The 20,329-nt window shown below is 58.1% G+C and carries 19 protein-coding genes; 9 read left to right on the forward strand and 10 right to left on the reverse strand.

Annotation, left to right across the window (positions count from 1 at the left end; genetic code table 11):
- Positions 1-183: 183 nt before the first annotated feature.
- From lldD to IFU29_RS10050, 4 genes are all read right to left on the reverse strand, one after another.
- The gene (gene lldD, locus IFU29_RS10035) at positions 184-1,329 is read right to left on the reverse strand and encodes an FMN-dependent L-lactate dehydrogenase LldD (protein ID WP_191933813.1); all 1,146 of its coding nucleotides are present in this window, start codon (positions 1,327-1,329) and stop codon (positions 184-186) included.
- Positions 1,326-2,096, reverse strand: coding sequence for a transcriptional regulator LldR (gene lldR, locus IFU29_RS10040; protein WP_191933814.1), 771 nt, complete (start codon positions 2,094-2,096; stop codon positions 1,326-1,328). The genes lldD and lldR overlap by 4 nt, the downstream gene beginning before the upstream one ends.
- Positions 2,093-3,745, reverse strand: a complete 1,653-nt coding sequence (gene lldP, locus IFU29_RS10045) for an L-lactate permease (RefSeq protein ID WP_191933815.1) — start codon at positions 3,743-3,745, stop codon at positions 2,093-2,095. The genes lldR and lldP overlap by 4 nt, the downstream gene beginning before the upstream one ends.
- A 441-nt stretch (positions 3,746-4,186) precedes the next feature.
- On the reverse strand, positions 4,187-6,385 hold the full coding sequence (locus tag IFU29_RS10050) for a TonB-dependent siderophore receptor (RefSeq protein WP_191933816.1): 2,199 nt from the start codon (positions 6,383-6,385) through the stop codon (positions 4,187-4,189).
- 346 nt (positions 6,386-6,731) lie between these two features.
- On the opposite strand from IFU29_RS10050, the gene IFU29_RS10055 reads away from it, so the two are divergent.
- Genes IFU29_RS10055 through IFU29_RS10070 form a run of 4 tightly spaced genes read left to right on the forward strand, consistent with a single transcriptional unit; the run spans position 6,732 to position 10,343 of the window.
- Positions 6,732-7,673, forward strand: coding sequence for a siderophore ABC transporter substrate-binding protein (locus tag IFU29_RS10055; RefSeq protein WP_191933817.1), 942 nt, complete (start codon positions 6,732-6,734; stop codon positions 7,671-7,673).
- Entirely contained in the window at positions 7,674-8,633 is a 960-nt protein-coding gene (locus IFU29_RS10060; RefSeq protein ID WP_191933818.1) for an ABC transporter permease, read from the forward strand.
- The gene (locus IFU29_RS10065; RefSeq protein ID WP_244633674.1) at positions 8,623-9,588 is read left to right on the forward strand and encodes an iron chelate uptake ABC transporter family permease subunit; all 966 of its coding nucleotides are present in this window, start codon (positions 8,623-8,625) and stop codon (positions 9,586-9,588) included. Before IFU29_RS10060 ends, IFU29_RS10065 begins: the two co-directional genes overlap by 11 nt.
- Positions 9,585-10,343 (forward strand): ATP-binding cassette domain-containing protein, encoded by a 759-nt coding sequence (locus IFU29_RS10070; protein ID WP_191933819.1) that lies wholly within the window; start codon positions 9,585-9,587, stop codon positions 10,341-10,343. Before IFU29_RS10065 ends, IFU29_RS10070 begins: the two co-directional genes overlap by 4 nt.
- A gap of 15 nt (positions 10,344-10,358) precedes the next feature.
- Here IFU29_RS10070 and yddG read toward each other — a convergent pair whose 3' ends face one another.
- The 4 genes from yddG to IFU29_RS10090 all read right to left on the reverse strand — a co-directional run bounded on the left by yddG (position 10,359) and on the right by IFU29_RS10090 (position 13,411).
- On the reverse strand, positions 10,359-11,267 hold the full coding sequence (gene yddG / locus IFU29_RS10075; protein ID WP_191933820.1) for an aromatic amino acid DMT transporter YddG: 909 nt from the start codon (positions 11,265-11,267) through the stop codon (positions 10,359-10,361).
- Positions 11,268-11,390: 123 nt separating this feature from the next.
- Positions 11,391-11,720: a multidrug/spermidine efflux SMR transporter subunit MdtI gene (gene mdtI / locus IFU29_RS10080; protein WP_191933821.1), complete on the reverse strand. Its 330-nt coding sequence runs from the start codon at positions 11,718-11,720 to the stop codon at positions 11,391-11,393.
- Positions 11,707-12,051, reverse strand: a complete 345-nt coding sequence (gene mdtJ, locus IFU29_RS10085; RefSeq protein ID WP_191933822.1) for a multidrug/spermidine efflux SMR transporter subunit MdtJ — start codon at positions 12,049-12,051, stop codon at positions 11,707-11,709. Before mdtJ ends, mdtI begins: the two co-directional genes overlap by 14 nt.
- 349 nt (positions 12,052-12,400) lie before the next feature.
- Positions 12,401-13,411, reverse strand: coding sequence for a substrate-binding domain-containing protein (locus IFU29_RS10090; protein ID WP_191933823.1), 1,011 nt, complete (start codon positions 13,409-13,411; stop codon positions 12,401-12,403).
- Positions 13,412-13,562: 151 nt separating this feature from the next.
- Here IFU29_RS10090 and IFU29_RS10095 point away from each other — a divergent pair, with 151 nt between their 5' ends.
- The 5 genes from IFU29_RS10095 (at position 13,563) to btsR (ending at position 19,148) form a co-directional block, all read left to right on the forward strand.
- Entirely contained in the window at positions 13,563-14,681 is a 1,119-nt protein-coding gene (locus IFU29_RS10095) for an ABC transporter substrate-binding protein (RefSeq protein ID WP_191933824.1), read from the forward strand.
- Between the two features lie 79 nt (positions 14,682-14,760).
- Positions 14,761-15,813: a FecCD family ABC transporter permease gene (locus tag IFU29_RS10100; RefSeq protein ID WP_191933825.1), complete on the forward strand. Its 1,053-nt coding sequence runs from the start codon at positions 14,761-14,763 to the stop codon at positions 15,811-15,813.
- Positions 15,810-16,598, forward strand: a complete 789-nt coding sequence (locus IFU29_RS10105) for an ATP-binding cassette domain-containing protein (RefSeq protein ID WP_191933826.1) — start codon at positions 15,810-15,812, stop codon at positions 16,596-16,598. The genes IFU29_RS10100 and IFU29_RS10105 overlap by 4 nt, the downstream gene beginning before the upstream one ends.
- A gap of 148 nt (positions 16,599-16,746) precedes the next feature.
- Positions 16,747-18,432 carry a sensor histidine kinase gene (locus tag IFU29_RS10110; RefSeq protein WP_191933827.1) on the forward strand — a complete coding sequence of 562 codons (1,686 nt, stop codon included), beginning with the start codon at positions 16,747-16,749 and terminating at the stop codon, positions 18,430-18,432.
- Complete coding sequence (gene btsR, locus IFU29_RS10115; RefSeq protein ID WP_191933828.1) at positions 18,429-19,148, forward strand: two-component system response regulator BtsR; 720 nt, start codon at positions 18,429-18,431, stop codon at positions 19,146-19,148. Before IFU29_RS10110 ends, btsR begins: the two co-directional genes overlap by 4 nt.
- 1 nt (position 19,149) lies before the next feature.
- Here btsR and yjiA read toward each other — a convergent pair whose 3' ends face one another.
- Complete coding sequence (yjiA, locus tag IFU29_RS10120; protein ID WP_191934046.1) at positions 19,150-20,109, reverse strand: GTPase; 960 nt, start codon at positions 20,107-20,109, stop codon at positions 19,150-19,152.
- Between the two features lie 13 nt (positions 20,110-20,122).
- Positions 20,123-20,326 (reverse strand): YbdD/YjiX family protein, encoded by a 204-nt coding sequence (locus tag IFU29_RS10125; RefSeq protein ID WP_062746071.1) that lies wholly within the window; start codon positions 20,324-20,326, stop codon positions 20,123-20,125.
- Positions 20,327-20,329 lie beyond the last annotated feature (3 nt).

The following is a 20,329-nucleotide window of genomic DNA, read 5'->3' on the forward strand; positions in this document are numbered from 1 at the left end:
CATTACAATGGTGGCAATTTGTGCGGTGACCGGCGGCAGGGTCGGGTCGCGTGGTCACTGCCCGTGCAGATGAACAACGGGGTTGAACAGCGGCTGCTGCCAGCCGGATCTGCCCTCACTACCCCGCTGCGGTGTCAGTCCGAACGTGCCGACGACGGTACCTGTCGCCAGGCGATTTTTGGATTAAGCCAGCCCGTTATCCACCAGTGCTGAACGCGATATATCCGCGACGGACTTCATTCCGGTCAGCGTCATCGCCACCCGCATCTCTTTTTCAATCAGCGTCAGCAGGTTTTCGACGCCAGCCTGACCGGCCGTTGCCAGCGCATAAAGGTAAGCACGGCCTAACAGCACGGTGTCTGCGCCCAGTGCAATCATGCGCACCACATCCAGACCGTTGCGGATGCCGCTGTCAGCCAGGATGGCAATATCGCCTTTTACCGCATCGGCAATGGCGGGCAGCGCGCGTGCCGTTGACAGCACCCCATCCAGCTGGCGACCACCGTGGTTGGACACCACAATGCCGTCGGCCCCGAAGCGCACGGCATCGCGCGCATCGTCAGGATCGAGGATGCCTTTAATGATCATCGGGCCGTCCCAGAACTCGCGGATCCACTCCAGATCGCTCCAGCTTATAGAGGGATCGAAGTTATTCGCCAGCCAGCCGATATAATCTTCCAGCCCGGTGGGCTTGCCGAGGTAGGCGGAGATATTGCCCAGGTCATGCGGCCTGCCATGCAGCCCGACGTCCCACGCCCACTGCGGGTGGGTCACGGCCTGGCCGTAGCGGCGCAGGGCGGCATTCGCCCCGCTCATCCCCGAATGCGCATCACGGTAGCGCGCGCCTGGGGTGGGCATATCCACGGTAAACACCAGCGTGGAGCAGCCTGCGGCTTTCGCGCGTTCCAGCGCGTTACGCATAAACCCACGATCTTTCAGCACATAGAGCTGGAACCACATCGGGCGGGTGATGGCCGGTGCCACCTCTTCAATCGGGCAGACCGATACGGTGGACAGGGTAAACGGAATGCCTCTGGCCTCTGCCGCTCTCGCCGCCTGCACTTCACCACGTCGGGCGTACATGCCGCACAGCCCGACCGGGGCCAGCGCCACCGGCATCGACAGCGTTTCGTTAAACAGCGTGGTGTGCAGGCTCAGGTCGGACATATTGTTCAGCACGCGCTGCTTTAGCGCGATGCTGGCCAGGTCCTCAACGTTACGCCGCAGCGTATGTTCGGCATAGGCCCCGCCATCAATGTAGTGAAACAGAAACGGTGGCAGGATGCGTTTGGCTGCGGCGCGGTAGTCGGTTCCGGCTGAAATAATCATCGATTTTCGTCCCTTGTGATATCGGTATCGTCATCCGGCAGGCGGGTGCTGCGCCGCTGCCGGGCTTCATTTTCATGCAGGTTTTTCAGGGTGGTCTGAACAAAACCAAGGTGGTGTCTGGCCGCCTGACTCGCCCGCTCCGGGTCCCCGGCGAGGATCGCCAGCAGCAGCGCCTCATGCTGCTCTGTCAGCCGCGCAAAAATGGTCGGGGCGGTGTACATGCGTTCACGACTGTGGGCCACGGAGGATTGCAGCAGATCGAAGAAGCCGCGCATGGTCTGTAACAGCACCACGTTGTGCGAGGCTTCGGCAATCGCCAGGTGAAAGCGCACATCGGCCTGGGTGGCCATCTCCGGCGACAGGCTCTCCTGCTGCTGGATGGCGTCAAAGCAGCTTTGCAGCTTCTCTTTGTCGGCGTCGGTGGCGCGCAGTGCGGCATACCATGCGGTGCTGGCTTCAATGGCGTGACGAGCTTCCAGAATATCATTGCGATAGTCCGGATCGTCGGCCACCAGCGCCTTCAGCGGCTGTACGATGCGCTGCTCTGACCACGGTGGCGGCGCATCGCACAGGTAGTAGCCGCCGCCGTGACGGCTGAACAGGATGCCTTCCCCCACCAGCTTCTGCAGCGCTTCGCGCAGCGACGAGCGCGACACGGCCAGTTCTTCAGCCAGCTTACGTTCAGCAGGCAACCGGGCACCTGCCGTCAGCTGGCGGGCGGCAATCAGCGCACGGATACGTTCGACAAGCTGGACGGAGGCGATCATGGGATCATCCAGGTGAGGACGTAGGCCTGCAGCGTGGTGATCACTCCGACCATGCAGGTGAAAATCAGGCTGTGCTTCACGGTAAAGCGGAACAGGTCCGACTCTTTCCCGACCAGTCCGACTGCCGCACAGGCAATGGCAATCGACTGTGGGGAGATCATCTTGCCGGTCACGCCGCCGGTGGTATTCGCCGCTACCAGCAGCAGATCGGACACGCCAATCTGCTGCGCGGTGGTGGCCTGCAGCGCGGCAAACAGCGCGTTAGAGGAGGTATCCGATCCGGTCAGGAACACCCCGAGCCAGCCGAGGAACGGCGAGAAGAAGGTGAAAGCAGGGCCGGTATGGGCCAGCGCCAGTGCCAGCGTGGCCGACAGCCCGGAGTAGTTAGAAATAAAGGCGAAGGCCAGCACCATACCGATAGAGTAGATGGGCAATGCCAGTTCTTTCAGCGTGCTGCGAAAGGTCGACAGGGCATCGGCAGGCTTCATCTTCAGATAGACGATGGAGATCAGCGCCGCCACGATGATCGCGGTGCCGGTGGCCGACAGCCAGTCAAATTTAAACACCGCCGCGTAAGGCGTGATGGCGCTGACCACCGGCGGCATCTTCGCCACCAGCTTGTCGAGAAACGGGATCGGGATATTCACCACCAGGTTGTACAGCGCGCCGCCAGGGGCAAACAGCGCTTTGAATGGCGGGATGCTCCACAGCGTAACGGTGGCGGTCAGGAACAGGAACGGCATCCAGGCACGGATAATCTGGCCGGTGCGGTATTTCTCCACCACCAGCGGCTGTTCAGGGGCATTATCCGCCGGTTTAAAGCGGAAGATACGCACCGGTTTCCAGACGCGCAGGAACAGCGTCAGGCACACCAGTGACACCAGGGACGAGATAATATCCGGCAGTTCGGGGCCGAGGAAGTTGGAACTGAGATACTGAGCGAGGGCAAAGGATCCGCCAGCGACCATTACCGCAGGCCAGGTCTCTTTGATCCCACGCCAGCCGTCCATGATCGCCATGATCCAGAACAGTACGATAATGGTCAGAAAGGGCAGCTGTCGGCCAACCATCTGGCCAATTTCAAAGCTGTCCAGCCCCGTGACCTGCCCGGCCACAATAATCGGGATCCCCATAGCGCCAAACGCCACCGGGGCGGTATTGACGATCAGGCACAGACCCGCCGCATACAGCGGATTAAAGCCCAGACCCACCAGCAGCGCTGCGGTGATGGCCACCGGCGCACCGAACCCGGCCGCGCCTTCAAGGAACGCACCGAACGAGAAGCCGACAATCAGCATCTGCAAGCGCTGATCGGGGGTGATCGACAAAATTGAGGCACGAATAATATCGAACTGCCCGGTTTTCACCGAAATTTTATAAACGAAGACAGCGGCAATAATAATCCAGGCGATAGGCCACAGCCCGTAGAAGAAGCCATACACCACCGAAGCCAGTGCGCGATCGACCGGCATGCGGTAAAGAAACAGCGCCACCATCAGCGCAAGCACCACGGTGATGGTCGCGGCAAGGTAGCCCTTCAGCTTGAGCTTAATCAGCGCGAAGAAGAAGAACAGAATCGGAATGGCGGCAATCAGGCTGGATAGCCAGATATTGTCCAGCGGGTCATAGACTTGTTGCCAGGGCTGCATACAGGCTTCTCCAGAGTTTTTCCACCCCCCTGCTGATTACGGTCCTACCAATTCAGCAATCTGGGGTTAACAGCTGCTGATAGTTAATATTTTGTTAGTTAAATACAATGATTGTTGTTTGAATTTTGCTTTTTTGTGGCGCTGATTCATCTTTTTTCGGAATTGGTAGGACCACAGGAAAGGGGAGGGAGGAAACACCTGCGATTAGCGTCAGGGAATGACCTCGGAGATATTCTCAGTTATTCAATGGCTGGATGAACAGCAAAGGGGCTGGGGCTGATTGCAGCAGCCTGCCGGCCAGGGAAGGCCGGCCGCCAGGCTACAGGGATGTGTTTATGCCGTTGCAGCAAGCAGCCCTTCCTCCGTAGACCTGGTACTGCGCCTCCCGCGATAAAGAGCTGGCCATGTTTCCTGAGTGATTCCAGTGGCGGGGCAGGGGGATCAGAATGACATAGTGACGCCCGCATAGTAGGCGCGACCCGGTTCGTTATAGGTGGAAGCCCCGTCGTTTTCACGGTAAATCTGCTTATCAAACAGATTACTGACGCCGCCTTTCACACTCAGATCTTTGGTGAACTTATAGTTCATATTCAGTCCCACGATGGAATACGCACCAATTTCTCTGTTTGACAGGCCGGTGGTGCCCTCAAGGCGGCTTTCCACAAACTCACGCGGCTTCTGGCGTCCGTACAGCGTCCAGTTCAGCTCGGTGGAGAACTTATCGGTAATCTGATAATCCAGCATCGAGTTGATGGTGTACTTAGGGATGATCGACAGCGGGTTGCCGGTTTTTTTGTCTTTCGACTCCAGCATATAGGTGGCATTAGTCCGCCAGTCGAGCACATCACTCACCACCGGGATCGTCAGGCTGGCTTCCAGTCCTTCCACCAGCGCTTTGCCGCCATTTTCCCACTGCAGGATGTTATAACCGTTGGAGGCCTGTCCGAGCAGATCGGTGCCGGAGACGATTTTGTTTTTGTAGTCGTTGCGGAACCACGTCACACCCGCTGCATAACCGTCGGCAGCAAACTCCAGCCCCAGCTCTTTATTCACGCTGACTTCGGCGTCCAGATTGGTGTTGCCTAACAGGTAGCAGCTGCCGCTGGCAACCGTTGTCGGGCAGCCATTACCCCGGGTGGCCAGCAGGTAGCCTTCGCTTGACTGGTACAGGTTCGGGGCTTTAAACACCCGGGCAATACCGGCTTTCAGTTTAAACCCTTCACCCAGATCCTGAGAGAAGTTGAAACTCGGGCTGAAGTTACTGCCAAATTCACTGTGGTGATCAAAACGCAGGCCCGGGATCAGGAAGGTGCCTTCCCATGGCTGGATATTATCTTCGACGTAGAGTGCGGCCGTGGTCGCGCTGTTCTTGCTGCTGCGACTGGCGGGATCCCCCGACATATCGCCGATGATCACGCCGCTGGCATCGGTGGCTGACATGGAGGCACTGTCGTCCAGCTTTTCGTGATTCCACTCAGCGCCGAGAGTCACGGTTTGCTCAATCCAGCGGTCCAGCGGCATATTGGCTTCCGCGCTGGCACGGTAATTTTCCAGTCGGCTGGTGCTGTACTCATCGCTGTTGATCATCCCTTCCACGCGTCCGGTAGAACCTTCTTTCATGCGCGTGTTATTGGTTTTTTCATAGTTGAAGGCGAGCTTAGAATCGCCCCATTCCCAGAAGCCGTTATGGGTCAGGCCGTAAGACTGACGGTACAGGCGGTTGGTCTCGGAACCGTACAGTGAGTCGACCAGGCCACCGGGGCTGATGTTGCCATTGCTGTACTGGGTATCTCCGGCGTAGATATTGCCCTGGCGGCTGTAGCCGTAGCTGAAATCAACGATCTGCGAGGGGGTCATTTTCCAGGAAACCAGCGCATTAATATCTTTGTTACGCACCCCTTCACGGCCCGCAGCATAGGATCCGTTTTGCGCCTGGTTGATATCGGCGGCATCGGCGTCGGTTTTGTTGAGGTTACCGTAGAGGCGCATGGTCAGCGCGTCACCCGCCAGCGGGCCGCTCAGGCTGAAGTTGGTGCGTTTGGTGTCACCTTCTTTGCTGTTTTCCGGCTGATTGGTAAACAGCGACAGGGAACCGTGCCAGTCTTTAGTCGGGCGCTTGGTGTGGATATTGATCACGCCACCGGCGGCCCCGGAGCCATAGCGGGCAGCGGCCGGGCCACGCAGGACTTCAATACGTTCAACCATTTCAGCAGGCACCCAGTTGCTGTCGCCACGGGTATCACGTTCACCTTTCCAGCTGTAACGCACGGCGTTACGCGAGCTGACCGGCACGCCGTCAATCAGGATCAGGGTGTTCTCCGGGCCCATGCCGCGAATATCAATCTGGCGGTTATTACCCCGGCTGCCATTGGCACTGTTTCCGGTCAGGTTGACCCCGGGCATTTTGCGGATGATGTCGGACAAATCGTTAACGGGCGGATTCTTCGCAATATCCTCTGCCGTGATAATCGACACCCCTGGCTGCTGTTTTAATTCCTGCTCTGCCGTTTTCTGTACCAGCATTACATCATCCTGTTCAGCACTGACGTCGCCATCTTCAGCGGCCACGGCCGTCCCGGCCAGCGTAGCAGTCAGTAAAAGTGCCAGAGGGTGTAATCGAAAGCGTCCGTTCCTGTTCATCGCATCATCTCAAAGTGTATGGTGTTGTAAGAGAATGTGCATGATAACGATAATTGTTATCATTTCTATGGTGGGAATGACGAATCCTTAAAATCTCCACAATTGGTCACTTTTGTCAGTAAAAGTCAGCGTGATAATTTTAGTTGATAATAAACAATGGGTTGTATTATTCACATTTACCTCACAATCTGCTTATTTGGCACCGATTGTGAAAAATGGATGTTTTATGAACACTCTGTGCCATGTTCTGTCTACCCATCCTGCCGTTCAGTCGTTATTATCCCGCAACAAAATCAAACGCGAATCGTTCTCATTTTTGCTACTTATCTGATTCTCAGGAGAGAAAATGCGCTTCCCTCAGGCTTTGGCTATAACGCTGTGTTCCGCTCTGCTGGCCGTTACCCCCGCGACCTTTGCAGCAGAGGCGTCCGTGCTGTCAATCGTTCACGCGCAGGGCACCACGGAAGTGCCGAAAAATCCGCAGCGTGTGGTGATCCTCAGCCCGGCCACGCTGGATATTGCGGATGCCCTGGGGATTAACCCGATGGGTGTGCCACAAACCAGCGCGCACTATCCGCAGCATCTGGCGAAGTACAACGGCAAGGCGTATCTGAATGCCGGCACGCTGTTCGAACCCAACTTTGAAGCTCTGAGCAATGCCAGACCCGATCTGATCCTGGCCGGTGCCCGCGCCCACGAGGCCTATAGCAAGCTGAGTGAAATTGCCCCGACGGTTTCGCTGGACCTCGACCCGAAACATTTTGTACAAAGCCTGACTGAGCGCACGGAGCAGTTAGGTCAGCTGTTTGGCAAAGAAGAAAAAGCCCGGCAGGTTTTGGCGGCGTTTAATGCGCAGATAGCTGACGTGCGTAAGGAGTCAGCCACTGCCGGTAGCGCCATGATGGTGATGATCAACGGCGGTAAGATCAGCGCCCATTCGCCAGGCTCGCGCTTTGGTTTTATCTATGACGTGCTGGGCTTTAAACCCGCAACCGCCTTCCCGGAAACGGGCAAACACGGTAACGCCGTGTCGCCTGAGTTCATTATGGAAGCTAACCCGGACTGGCTGTTTGTGCTGGATCGTGACAGCGCGATTGGCCGCAAAGAGGGCGAGTCAGCGCAGCAGGTGCTGGATAACCCACTGGTGCGTAAAACCAACGCCTGGAAAAAACAGCAGGTGGTGTACCTGGATTCCGGTTCGCTGTATATCGCCGGTGGCATTCAGAGTTACAGCAATCTGATGACTCAGGTAAAACAGGTGCTGGATAAAACGAAAACCCAGCCGTAAATGAAACCCGTTGCCTTTGTTGCAGGCCTGGCATTGCTGCTGGGCCTGATGGCGTGCAGCCTGTTTGTCGGCGTCAGCCGCGTCACGCTGGTCAGCCTGTGGTCGGACCCGGAGATGCGCGAAATCCTGATGATCAGCCGCTTTCCGCGCACCGCCGCGCTGCTGCTGGCGGGCAGCGCGATGAGCGTGGCGGGGCTGATGATGCAGATGCTGACGCAGAACCGTTTCGTCGAACCTTCCGTGGTTGGCACCACGCAGTCTGCCAGCCTGGGGCTGCTGCTGGTGATGATCGTCAGCCCTGCCGCGCCGATCATGCTGAAGATGGGCGTTGCCACGCTGTTCGCCCTCGGCGGGACGGCACTGTTTATGCTGCTGATCCAACGTATCCGCATGAAATCCTCTCTGATGGTACCGCTGGCCGGCATTATGCTGGGGGCGGTGTTCAGCTCGGTCACCACTTTCCTGGCGATGAAATTTGATCTGCTACAGTCGCTGGGCGGCTGGGAGTCCGGCGATTTTTCCAGCGTGATGCAGGGACGCTATGAACTGCTATGGGGCGTGGGGGCGATTACGCTGCTGGCGGCAGTGATTGCCGACCGCTTTACCGTGGCCGGAATGGGGCGTGACTTTTCGGTTAACGTCGGGCTGCGCTACCACCGTGTGATGCTTACCGGCATGGCGATGATTGCTATGATCAGCGGCGTGGTGATTGTCGTGGTCGGCGTGCTGCCTTTCCTTGGTCTGATCGTGCCCAATATTGTCAGCCTGGCGCTGGGCGATAACCTGCGCCGCACCGTGCCGTGGGTGGCGCTGGTGGGTGCAGTGCTGGTGATCGCCTGCGATATCATCGGCCGTTTGATTATTCATCCGTTTGAAATTCCGGTCAGCGCGCTGCTTGGTGTGCTGGGGGCGGCGATCTTCCTGGTGCTGATTGTGAGGTCGAAACGCCATGCGCACTGACCTGACACTGTCGCCGGGACAGCGTCTGCTGCTGCTTGCCGGGCTGCTGCTGGCGCTGATGGCGCTGTTTATGACCCTCGATCTGCACGGGAATATCGCCTACATCCTGCGGCATCGCGGGCAGATCCTTGCCACTATGGTGCTGGTCGGCTTTGCTTCCGGTATCAGTACGCTGTTGTTCCAGACCCTGACCCGTAACCGCATTCTGACCCCGTCGGTGATGGGGCTGGAGTCGCTGTTTGTGCTGATGCAGACGCTACTGATCTTCACGCTGGATGTCGGCGGGCTGAGTATGCTGGGCAGCGTGGGGCGGTTTGTGGCGGAAAGTACGCTGCTGGTGCTGTTTGCCACGCTGCTGTACCGCTGGCTGCTTGGCGGAGCCGGACTGGATCTGCACCGGGTGCTGCTGATTGGTCTGGTGTGCGGCACGCTGTTCCGCAGCATTTCCGGGCTGATGCAGCGGCTGATGGAACCCGGCGAGTTTGCTGTGCTGCAGAGCCGTATTTTTGCCACCTTTACCCGCGCCGACGGTGATGTGCTGCTGATATCGGCGCTGGTGATGGCGCTGGTGACGCTGGTGGTGTGGCGGCTGCGTCACCGTCTGGATGTGATGGCGCTGGGGCCGGACAGCGCCATTGCGCTCGGCATTGCCTGGCAGCGGCACGTAACCGGCCTGCTGCTGCTGATTTCGCTGCTGGTGGCGATATCGACCGCGCTGGTGGGGCCGATGATGTTCCTCGGTCTGCTGATCGTTAACCTCGCTTATCCGCTGATTGGCTCGTGGCGTCACGGCTACCTGCTGCCCGGCTGCGTACTGATCGGCATGATTACGCTGGTGGGCGGCCAGCTTATCCTCGAACGGCTGCTGAATATGGCCGGTACTCTGTCGGTGGTGATTGAGTTCAGCGGCGGCGCATTGTTCATCTGGTTACTGCTGAGAAAGGGCGCGAAGTGATCGAAATTAAGCACGTTAGCAAAGACTATGATAACCAGCCGGTACTGCAGGATATCTGTGAAACGCTGCCATCGTCGGGTATTACCTCGATTATCGGGCCGAACGGCGCGGGGAAATCCACGTTGCTGTCGGTGATCAGCCGCCTGTTAAAAGCAGACAGCGGTGAAGTGAAGGTTGATGCGCTGGACGTCAGTGAGGCTAACAGTGAAAAACTGGCAAAAGTGTTGTCGGTGCTGCGCCAGGAGAATCACTTTACCAGCCGCCTGACGGTGTGGGACCTGGTGAGCTTTGGCCGCTATCCCTACAGCAAAGGCCGCCTGACGGAACAGGATCGTCAGCATATTGAGCAGTCGCTGACGTTTCTGGAGCTGATGCCGTTGCGCAACCGCTACCTGGATGAACTGTCCGGCGGGCAGCGTCAGCGCGCGTTTGTGGCAATGGTGCTGTGTCAGGATACTCAGTATGTGCTGCTGGATGAGCCGCTGAACAATCTGGATATGAAGCACAGCGTGGCGATGATGAAGCAATTGAGACGCGCCGCCGATCAGTTAGATAAATCCATTGTGCTGGTGATCCACGATATTAACTTTGCCTCGGCGTATTCAGACCATATCCTGGCGATGAAGGACGGACAGGTGGTATTCCGCGGTACGCCAGAGCAGGTGATGGTGCCAGAGGTGATTGAGCAGATCTTCGATCTGCCGGTGACCGTTGAGCAGGTCAACGGCCAGCGTATTGCGATGTATTACCGCTAGCCAGTCGCCGACGGTCTAAGGTGCGGATGTGGCGGTGTTCGGTGAGGATACACGCGTTGACCACCAGCAGAGCAGCGATCCCAGGCTGACCATGCCAGCACCCTGCCAGAAGTTGATCGACAGGCTGGCGTTGAGCAGACAGGCCGCCAGCAGCGCAGAAATAACGGGGATAAAATAAGAGGCGGCCGCCAGTATCGTCACGTTGCCGTGCAGAATGCCGGTGTTCCAGGCGGCATAGCCAAAACCCATCGCCATCGCCGCCAGCCCCAGGCTGACCACGACCCGCACAGTGAAGATCATTTCCGGCTGCGGCCCGGCAAAAAATTTCACCCACAGCGCCAGTGCGGTGAGGATAAAGAAGAGCGTAATGCCGTTACTGCCCTGGGCGATCTGGCGGGTGACCACGCAGTAAACCGACCAGATCACCGCACCGCTGAAGGCCAGACCGTAGCTGAGCGGGTTGGCCGCGATATTATGGCCGATCGCCATCAGGGAAAAGGCATTGTCGCCTGCCAGCACCCAGGCAATACCGGCGACCGATAGCACCAGGCCCGGGAGCAGCAGCAGGCTGCATTTCTGCCGGGTGGCCAGTACCGAGAGCACCACGGTCATCGCGGGCCACAAATAGTTGACCATACCAACCTCTATCGCCTGCGTGCGGCTAGTGGCAAAGCCCAGCGACAGCGACAGGCAGAGTTCGTAGCAGACAAACAGCAGGCTGCCGGTTATCAGATAAGCCCGGGGGAATTTTTTAACATCCGGAAAGCCCACCGTCAGCAGCAGCAGCAGCGCGCTGAGTGAGTAGATCATCGCTGCCCCGCCTACTGCGCCCAGTCCTTCACTGACGGCGCGTATCAGCCCGACAATGGTGCTCCACAGCACGATAGCAATCAGTCCGGTCAGCGTGGCTTTGTTTTGTGTCATGGTGCGCTCCCTGCGAGTCATCATTCCCGCCTGTGACTTTACAGGTCGGAGCGTTAATGCGCACCGACTATTGTTGTCAGGAGATGGCGTCACAGGCGACGGTCATCGCCTGCGACGGGGCACTCAGGAAAGCTTAATGATCGCCATACCGGCGAGCAGCAGGAGTACCCCCAGCCAGCCTTTACGATCCAGACGCTGGCCGAACAGGATCCAGCCTGCGGCGATAGTGGCGACCAGGCCGAACCCACCCCACAAGGCATAGGCGACGGACAGCTCGATACCCTTCACCGCCTGGGACAGGGCGCTGAACGCGGCCAGCACCGCCAGCAGCGACAGCAGACCGTAGGTTTTACGCTGAAAGCCGTCTGACAGCTTAAGAAAGATATTGGCGGCAATCTCCAGCAGCGTTGCCGCGCACAGCCAGGCGGCGTGGATCCACTCAAACGGCTGCATGTGGCCTCCTGCTGCGGGTGCCGGACTTAATCAGGGCAATCCCCGCCACCAGCGTGGCCAGGCCAATCGCTTTTGCCAGCGAAACGGACTCGTCAAACAGCAGCACGCTGAACAGCGTAATCAACACAATGCCAATGCCTTCCCACATCGCATAGGCAACGCCGAGGGCAATTTTTTTAATGGAAACAGAGAGTGCAATATAGGAGAGGGCGATCATCATCAGCATCAGGAAATAGCCCAGCTGATTGTCGCTGACGTTTGACCACTTCATCAATAGCGTACCGGTGATCTCAAGTGCGATCGCCAGGGCCAGTAACATCCAGTAAAACATGATTTTTTCTTCCAGATAATACGTCTACGCGCCAGCCTGAAGCGATTTCAGACGGCAATAAGTCTCAGACAAATAAAATGTGGAAGGGGACTAAAGCGCGGTGCGCCAGTGTTGTTCGCCGGAAAGGGAATAAGCAGAAGCGTGCAGGGAAGAGCGGTTTTGCCAGGTCTTGCCAATATTATCCATAATATTTACAACTTATCCGCGTTGTTGCTTCTCGTCGGTGCGGAAAGGAAATTGTCCTCAGTAGTGGTACACGCCTCTCTTTTACCCGATTATCAGCGGTTTTTCTGGCTGATTTGCAATTCTTTACGCTGCATTAGCAAGAAAAAGCAGTGACTGTCACTGCTTACAGGTTATAAGGCGTGATGATGCTGACCTGGGAAAATGGTGCCGGATCGTCCGGTGGCGTCATAAACCCGTGGAAGGCCAGAATGCTGTGAAAAATGCGCCGTGCGTCCTGCGCAAGGTCGTGGTGGATGATCGCATCCAGCCTGCCGTCACTGAGCAACTGGCGATTTTCCCGATCAAGATCGTGGCCAAGGTACGCCTTTAGCGACCGCCCGGCGTCGGAAAAGGCGCGCAGGATCGCCGTATTGCCCCCGCCTGCACAGTAGATCGCGCCCAGCAGGGGATGCGCCTCCAGCTGTTGTGACACCGCGCTGTAGGTGGGGGCATCAATGCCATAGCCTGCGCGAATGCGGCGCATTTTCAGCGCGGGTGCCATCGTGGACATGGCCGCACAAAAGCCGTCGGCACGCGCCTCTTCCCCCAGAAAATGCGGGCTGCCGGTCACCACGGCCACTTCCGGCCGGTGCAGTGCCAGCAGGTGTGACATCAACCAGGCAGCGGTTTGTCCGGCGGCGTAATTATCCATACCGACGTAGCGAATACGCTGGCTGTCAGGCAGGTCGGTCACCAGCGTCACCACCGGTACGCGCTGTTTCAGCAACTCCCCGATGGCCTCAGTCAGGGCAGGGCTGCTTTCTGCCTTCAGCACGATGCCATAACTGTCGCTGGCGCAGCGCAGCATCAGCCGGGCGATCTGCTCTGCCGCGATCTCTTCAAAAATATGCAGGCGCAGGGTAAGCCGGAAGGGGGCAAAGCTGCTTAACGCCTCCATCAGCGCCGTCGCGACCAGCTGACTGAAGCGGGCGGGAGTGTGCATGATGACATCTACAGGCAGCGTTCTGCCGCTGGCCAGGCTCAAACGATGCTGCTGTTCAAGGTCGCTGATGGCCTGGGCGATGCGGCGTTCAGTCCGGGCATGAACTGCGCCGCGCTGGTGAAGGGCCCGGTCCACTGTGGCTTTGCTGACGCCCGCCTGGGCGGCAATCTGTTTAATGGAAAATTTCATCATTGAGGTCTTTCTGAGGTCATCCGTTTCGTTGAGAAATAATGTAGCGGTTAAATGAGTTGCAGGAAATGGTTAAATTGTGTAAAAAACCGTGTCAAATCTAACTGATAATCATTTTTATTTGCCTTTAGTTTTTTACCGGGAACCTGCATCCATGACCAATTCTGTGTTTGCTCCACGTGCGCTGCTCTGCGCGCTCTCTTTTGCTGTACTGGCCTTCACTCCTTCCGTTTTGGCTAAGGTTCAGACCCTGACCGACGTGATCGGCCGGGAAGTCAGCGTTGACCTGCCCGCAAAACGCGTGGTGCTAGGGTTTTACTTTGAAGATTATATGGCGGTGGGCGGGGAGAAAGCTTATGACGCCGTGGCAGGCATCTCCCGTGAGGCCTGGGAGGGCTGGGTGCCGGCCAACTGGAACATGCACGTGGCGCACCGTCCCTCGCTGAAAACTATCCCGGACGTGGGGGAGGTGGAAGCACAGAGTTTCTCGGTGGAAAAAGTGCTCAGTCTGAACCCGGACCTGGTGATCCTTGCCGACTGGCAGTTCCAGGCGCTGGGCCAGGACGTGCAGCGCATCGAAAAACAGGGTATTCCGGTGGTGGTCATTGACTACAACGCCCAGACCGTTGAGCGGCACGTCGCTTCAACGCGTGTACTGGGAACGCTGACCGGGCAGGAAGCCCGCGCCAGTGAAATGGCAGCACTGTATGCCGGTGCGCTGAAGCAGGTCGCCGACCGCATTGCCGCGGCGGGCAAACCTCAGCCAAAAGTCTACGTGGAGTTTGGTAATAAAGGGCCGGAAGAGTACTCCTTTACCTACGGTAAAAATATGTGGGGCGCAATGGCGACAGCAGCGGGCGGCAATAACATCGCCACGCCGTTCGTCGAGTGGTGGGGGCCGCTGAATCCTGAGCAGGTGCTGGCTTCAAAGCCCGATGCTGTCTTTATTTCCGGGCGTGAAAACAATAAAAACCCGAACGCCCTTCCGATGGGCCAGGGCGTGAAGGTGGAAGAAGCCCGTGCGAAGCTGAAAGGCTTTATGCAGCGCCCGGGCTGGAATGAATTACCGGCGGTGAAAAACGGTAAAGTGTTCGGGGTCTATCAGGGCGCATCGCGGACGCTGTCAGACTTCGCGATGGTGCAGTACATGGCGAAGCAGCTCTACCCGGACCTGTTTACGGATCTCGATCCGCTGGGTAACTACATGAACTTCTATAAAAAATACCTGCCGGTCACCCCGGAAGGGACGTTTGTGGTCAGTGTGAAAGAGTGAGTTGATCCCCCTGTGGGCTGACCGGAAAGAGGTCAGTCCCGCCGGTTCGGCTTTTCCGCGTGATACCCAGGACCGCTAAATGAACACACCTCCCGACCACCGTGTCGCCATTGCGGCACACCGCCTGCGTGAAGGAAAACGCTGGCGCTATGTCTTTCTCTTTGTTCTGCTTACTGCCGTTTGCCTGGTGCTGGATATTGCGACCGGGCCCTCGATGCTGGCCCCGTCAGAGGTGATCCGTTCACTGACCGGGATCGGCGAACGTGCGTCGATGACCGATGCTATCGTGCGTGAGTTTCGCCTGCCGATGGCGCTGATGGCGCTGGTGGTAGGCGCGGCGCTGGGTGCCGGGGGAGCGCAGATGCAGACCCTGCTGAATAACCCGATGGCCAGCCCCTACACGCTGGGGATGGCCGCAGCGGCCGGGTTCGGTGCAGCGTTAAGCCTGGCGTCTGGCGGCTTCGGGCTTCATCCGATGATCGCCGTGCCGGTGGGGGCATTTCTTTTCTCCATGCTGGCGGCGTTGTTCCTGTTTATGCTGGCTTCCCTGCGGCGGGTGCGTACGGAAACCATTATTCTCGGCGGCATTGCTCTGCTGTTTCTGTTCCAGTCGATGCTGTCGTTGATCCAGTTTCTCTCCGCCCCGGAACTGTCGCAGCAGATTTTATTCTGGCTGTTTGGCAGCCTGACCAAAGCCACCTGGCCGACGCTGGCCCTGACGGCAGGGGTGACGCTGGTGTGTTGCCTGCTGCTGATGGCGGACGCGTGGAAGCTGGCCGCGCTGCGGATGGGGGAAATGCGTGCGCTCAGTCTGGGAGTTAACGTGCGGCGTCTGCGGATGAAGGTGCTGGTGATTGTCGCGGTGATGACCGCGACTGCCACCAGTTTTGTTGGCGTCATCGGCTTTATCGGGCTGGTCGCTCCGCATATTGCCCGCATGCTGGTGGGGGAAGATCAGCGCTTTTCTCTGCCGATGTCGCTCCTGAGCGGTGCGCTGATGCTGTCTGCCGCCTCGGTGCTGTCAAAATCCATCGTGCCCGGTGCGCTGTTTCCGGTGGGGATTGTCACTGCCATTGTCGGCGTGCCGTTCCTGCTCTGGCTGATATTTTCCCCGCGAAGGAGTGCGCTGTGATCCAGCTTGATAGGGTCTCTGTCTGTCGTCAGGGGCGAGCGGTCATCGACGACGTCAGCGCCGGGCTGGAGGGCGGTAAAATCCACGTGATGATCGGCCCGAACGGCACCGGTAAAACCACGCTGCTGAACGCCCTGTTTGGTGAACTGGCGCTGGCTTCCGGCCAGATTTTTTGTGCCGGCCAGCGGCTGGTGGCGGGAAAGCCGTCGGGCCGTTCGCTCAACGCCTGGCGTGAGCTGTTTGCCTACCTTCCGCAGGACAGCAGCGCCGATATTGGTCTGACGGTGCTGGAAGTGGTGGTGCTGGGACGGCTGGGCAGGTTGTCGCTGCATATCGATGATGAGACGTTGGAAGCGGCGATGCAGCGGCTGGAGCAGGCGGGTATCGCCCACCTTGCCGGGCGCGATATCGCCTCGTTAAGCGGCGGTCAACGTCAGATGGCGCTGTTTGCGCAGGTGATGATGCGGGAACCACAGGTGATGCTGCTGGATGAGCCGGTCAGCGCCCTTGATGTGAAGCATCAGCTGGCGCTCCTCGACCTCGTCCGGCGGGAAACCCGCGCCCGTGGCTGGGTCACGGTGATTGTGCTGCATGACCTGAATCTGGCCTGCCAGTATGCCGATAACCTGCTGGTGGTGGCACAGGGGAAAATTCAGGCTGTCGGTAAACCGCGCGATGTGGTCACCGCTGAACTGATCGCCACCACCTACGGCGTCGACGTTGAGATCCTGCACGATCGCGTCGGTAATCCGGTGATCCAGCCGTTCAGTCCGACCGCCGGTTAATGCGTCAGGGAAGGGGCGTACCGCTGCCTTTCCTGACGTTTTGTCACTAAAAAAACTCTGTACCAGCTCGCATTTCAGGGATTGAGGTTGGGAAAGAACACCCTGCCCGGTGTATGTTGCACGCACGGGAGAATGCGGATTGCAGGATATGTACGAATTTACGTTGATTTTACTGCTGTTACAGCAGATGTGTGTGTTTCTGGTTATTGCCTGGCTGATGAGTAAAACCCGTCTGTTTATCCCTCTGATGCAGGTGACCGTGCGCCTGCCGCATAAGCTGCTGTGCTACATCACCTTCTCTATTTTCTGCATCATGGGTACCTACTTTGGCCTGCATATTGAAGACTCCATTGCCAATACGCGCGCCATCGGTGCGGTGATGGGTGGGCTGCTGGGTGGGCCGGTGGTCGGCGGATTAGTTGGCCTGACCGGGGGGCTGCATCGCTATTCACTGGGGGGAATGACCGCCCTCAGCTGTATGGTTTCTACCATTGCCGAAGGGCTGCTGGGCGGCCTGATGCACAGCATTCTGATCAAACGCGGCCGCAGCGATAAAGTCTTCAGTCCGCTGACGGCGGGGGGCATTACCTTTGTGGCTGAACTGGTACAGATGGCGATCATTCTGCTGATTGCCCGCCCGTTTCAGGATGCGCTGCATCTGGTGCAGAACATTGCGGCCCCGATGATGGTGACGAATACCCTCGGGGCCGCCATGTTTATGCGCATCCTGCTGGATAAGCGGGCGATGTTTGAGAAATACACCACGGCATTTTCCACCACCGCGCTGAAAGTGGCGGCGTCTACTGAAGGCATACTGCGCCAGGGGTTTAACGAAGAGAACAGCATGAAGGTGGCGCAGGTGCTTTATCAGGAGCTGGATATCGGTGCGGTGGCGATTACCGATCGCGAACGGTTACTGGCGTTTACCGGCACCGGTGACGATCACCACCTGCCGGGCAAACCCATCTCCTCTTCCTGTACCTGGCGCGCCATCGACAGCGGGGAGGTGGTGTATGCCGACGGTAATGAAGTGCCTTACCGCTGTTCCCTGCACCCGAACTGCAAGCTGGGCTCGACGCTGGTGATCCCGCTCAGGGGGGAAAATCAGCGGGTGATCGGCACGATAAAACTCTACGAGGCACGTAACCGGCTTTTCAGCTCGATTAACCGTACGCTGGGCGAAGGGATTGCGCAGCTGCTCTCCGCGCAGATTCTGGCCGGGCAGTATGAGCGCCAGAAGGCGCTGCTGGCTCAGTCGGAAATCAAACTGCTGCACGCCCAGGTGAACCCGCATTTCCTGTTTAACGCCCTGAATACGCTGATGGCGGTGATCCGTCAGGACAGCGAAAAAGCCGGGCAGCTGGTGCACTATCTCTCCACCTTTTTCCGCAAAAATCTGAAGCGGCCTTCGGAGATAGTGACCCTGGCGAATGAGATTGAGCACGTTAACGCCTACCTGCAGATCGAACAGGCACGTTTTCAGTCGCGGCTGAGCATCCGGCTGCGGGTGCCGGAGGCGCTGGCGTACTACCGGCTTCCGGCGTTTACTCTGCAACCGATTGTGGAAAATGCCATTAAGCACGGCACTTCGCAGTTGCTGGGCCGGGGGGAAATCACCCTTCAGGCCAGCCGCGACGGGGAGCATCTGGTGCTGGATATTGAAGATAACGCCGGGCTGTACCAGCCCAAAGAGAGCAGCGGTGGGCTGGGAATGAGTCTGGTGGATAAACGTTTGCGCGCGCGGTATGGCGATGCTTACGGCATCACCGTCACCTGTGAGAAGGATTGCCTCACCCGCATCACTCTGCGGTTGCCGTTGGAGGAAACAGTATGATTAGCGTATTGATTGTCGATGATGAACCGCTGGCACGCGAAAACCTGCGTGTTTTGCTGCAGAAAGAAGCGGATATCGAGATCGTGGGTGAGTGTGGCAATGCCGTTGAGGCCATCGGCATGGTGCATAAGCTGCACCCTGACGTCCTGTTTCTCGATATTCAGATGCCGCGCATCAGCGGCCTGGAAATGGTCAGTATGCTCGACCCGGAGGAACGCCCGTGGATCGTGTTTCTCACCGCCTTTGATGAGTTCGCCGTGCAGGCGTTTGAAGAACACGCCTTTGACTACCTGCTGAAACCGGTGGAGGCCACGCGACTGAACAAAACGTTGATGCGCCTGCGTCACGATCGCCACGGACAGGATGTCTCGGTGCTGCCGGACAGCCAGCAGGATCTGAAATGTATACCCTGCAGCGGCCTGAGCCGTATCTGGCTGCTGCAGATGGAAGAGGTGGTGTTCGTCAGCAGTCGCCTGAGCGGGGTGTATGTCACCAGCCAGCAGGGAAAAGAGGGCTTTACCGAGCTGACGTTACGTACGCTGGAAAACCGCACGCCGCTGGTGCGCTGCCACCGTCAGTTTCTGGTGAATATGGCGCATCTGAAGGAGATCCGCCTGGAGGATAACGGTCAGGCCGAGCTGCTACTCAGCGGCGGCCACACCGTGCCGGTGAGCCGGCGCTATCTGAAAAGCCTGAAGGAGACCGTCGGGCTGTAGGCTAGGATTTCAGTCCGGCAAAGGCTGCGCGGATCTCCGCTTCCGGCAGCTGAATGCCGATAAACACCAGCGTGCTGGCAGGCTGTTCATCCGCCTGCCACTCGCGATCCCAGTCGGCACTGTACAGGCGCTGCACGCCCTGGAACAGCAGGCGGCAGGGATGGCCGGCAATCCACAGCATTCCCTTATAGCGCAGCAGCCTGTCGGCAAACCCGGCCAGCAGCCCTTCCATGACGGCAGACACCGCCTCCAGCGCCAGCGGATAATCCAGCTCCACTACCACCGAGGTGATGGCGTTTTCCTGCGGCGCAATAAACTGGAAACGCGGTTTTGGCGTCACAATGGTCTCTTCCAGCATAAAGCCCCGGGTATCAAAGAGCTGCGCCAGGTCAATCTTGCCGTGGATCACCGGGTGGATCGGCGCACGGGCATTGATGCGCTGTAAACGCTCCAGCAGGGCCGGGGGCGTTCCGCAGACATCGGTTTTGGTCAGCAGGATCCGGTCAGCATAGCCCACCTGCGACTGAGCAAGCGTGAACTGATCCATCTGCTGCCCGGCATGGACTGCATCCACCAGGGCAATTACCCCATCCAGCAGATAGCGCTCGCAGAGGATGTCATGAGAGAAGAAGGTCTGAATGATCGGGCCGGGGTCGGCCATACCAGTACATTCTATGATTAAGCGGTCAAAGGTCAGTTCACCGCTGTCGCGACGCGCAAGCAGGTCGAGCAGCGCCTCTTCCAGCTCGCCGGATCGGGTGCAGCAGATGCAGCCATTCGTCAGCGTGGTGATCTGGGCGCTGCTGTCACCCAGCAGCTGGTCATCGACGGCGACGGCACCAAATTCATTCTCAATGACCGCAATTTTGTAGTCCTGCTGTTCATGCAAAATATGGCGCAACAGCGTGGTTTTGCCCGCGCCAAGAAAGCCGGTCAGTACCGTAACAGCAACAGGTGTCATCATTTTTTCCTTATCAACAGCAGCGCATTCCGCCTTTTCCATCTCCGCCATAACGTGCCTGCTGGCGCTCGCGGAAGAACTCTTTATAAGTCATCACCGGCTTATCCGGGTGATTATTCTGCATATGTTCGACATAGGTGTCGTAATCAGGAATGCCGACCAGCATACGCGCAGCCTGCCCGAGATATTTTTTCGCGCTGTTCAGATTATCAAACATCAG

This window comes from Erwinia persicina (genome assembly GCF_014838825.1).
GTDB lineage: Bacteria > Pseudomonadota > Gammaproteobacteria > Enterobacterales > Enterobacteriaceae > Erwinia > Erwinia persicina_A.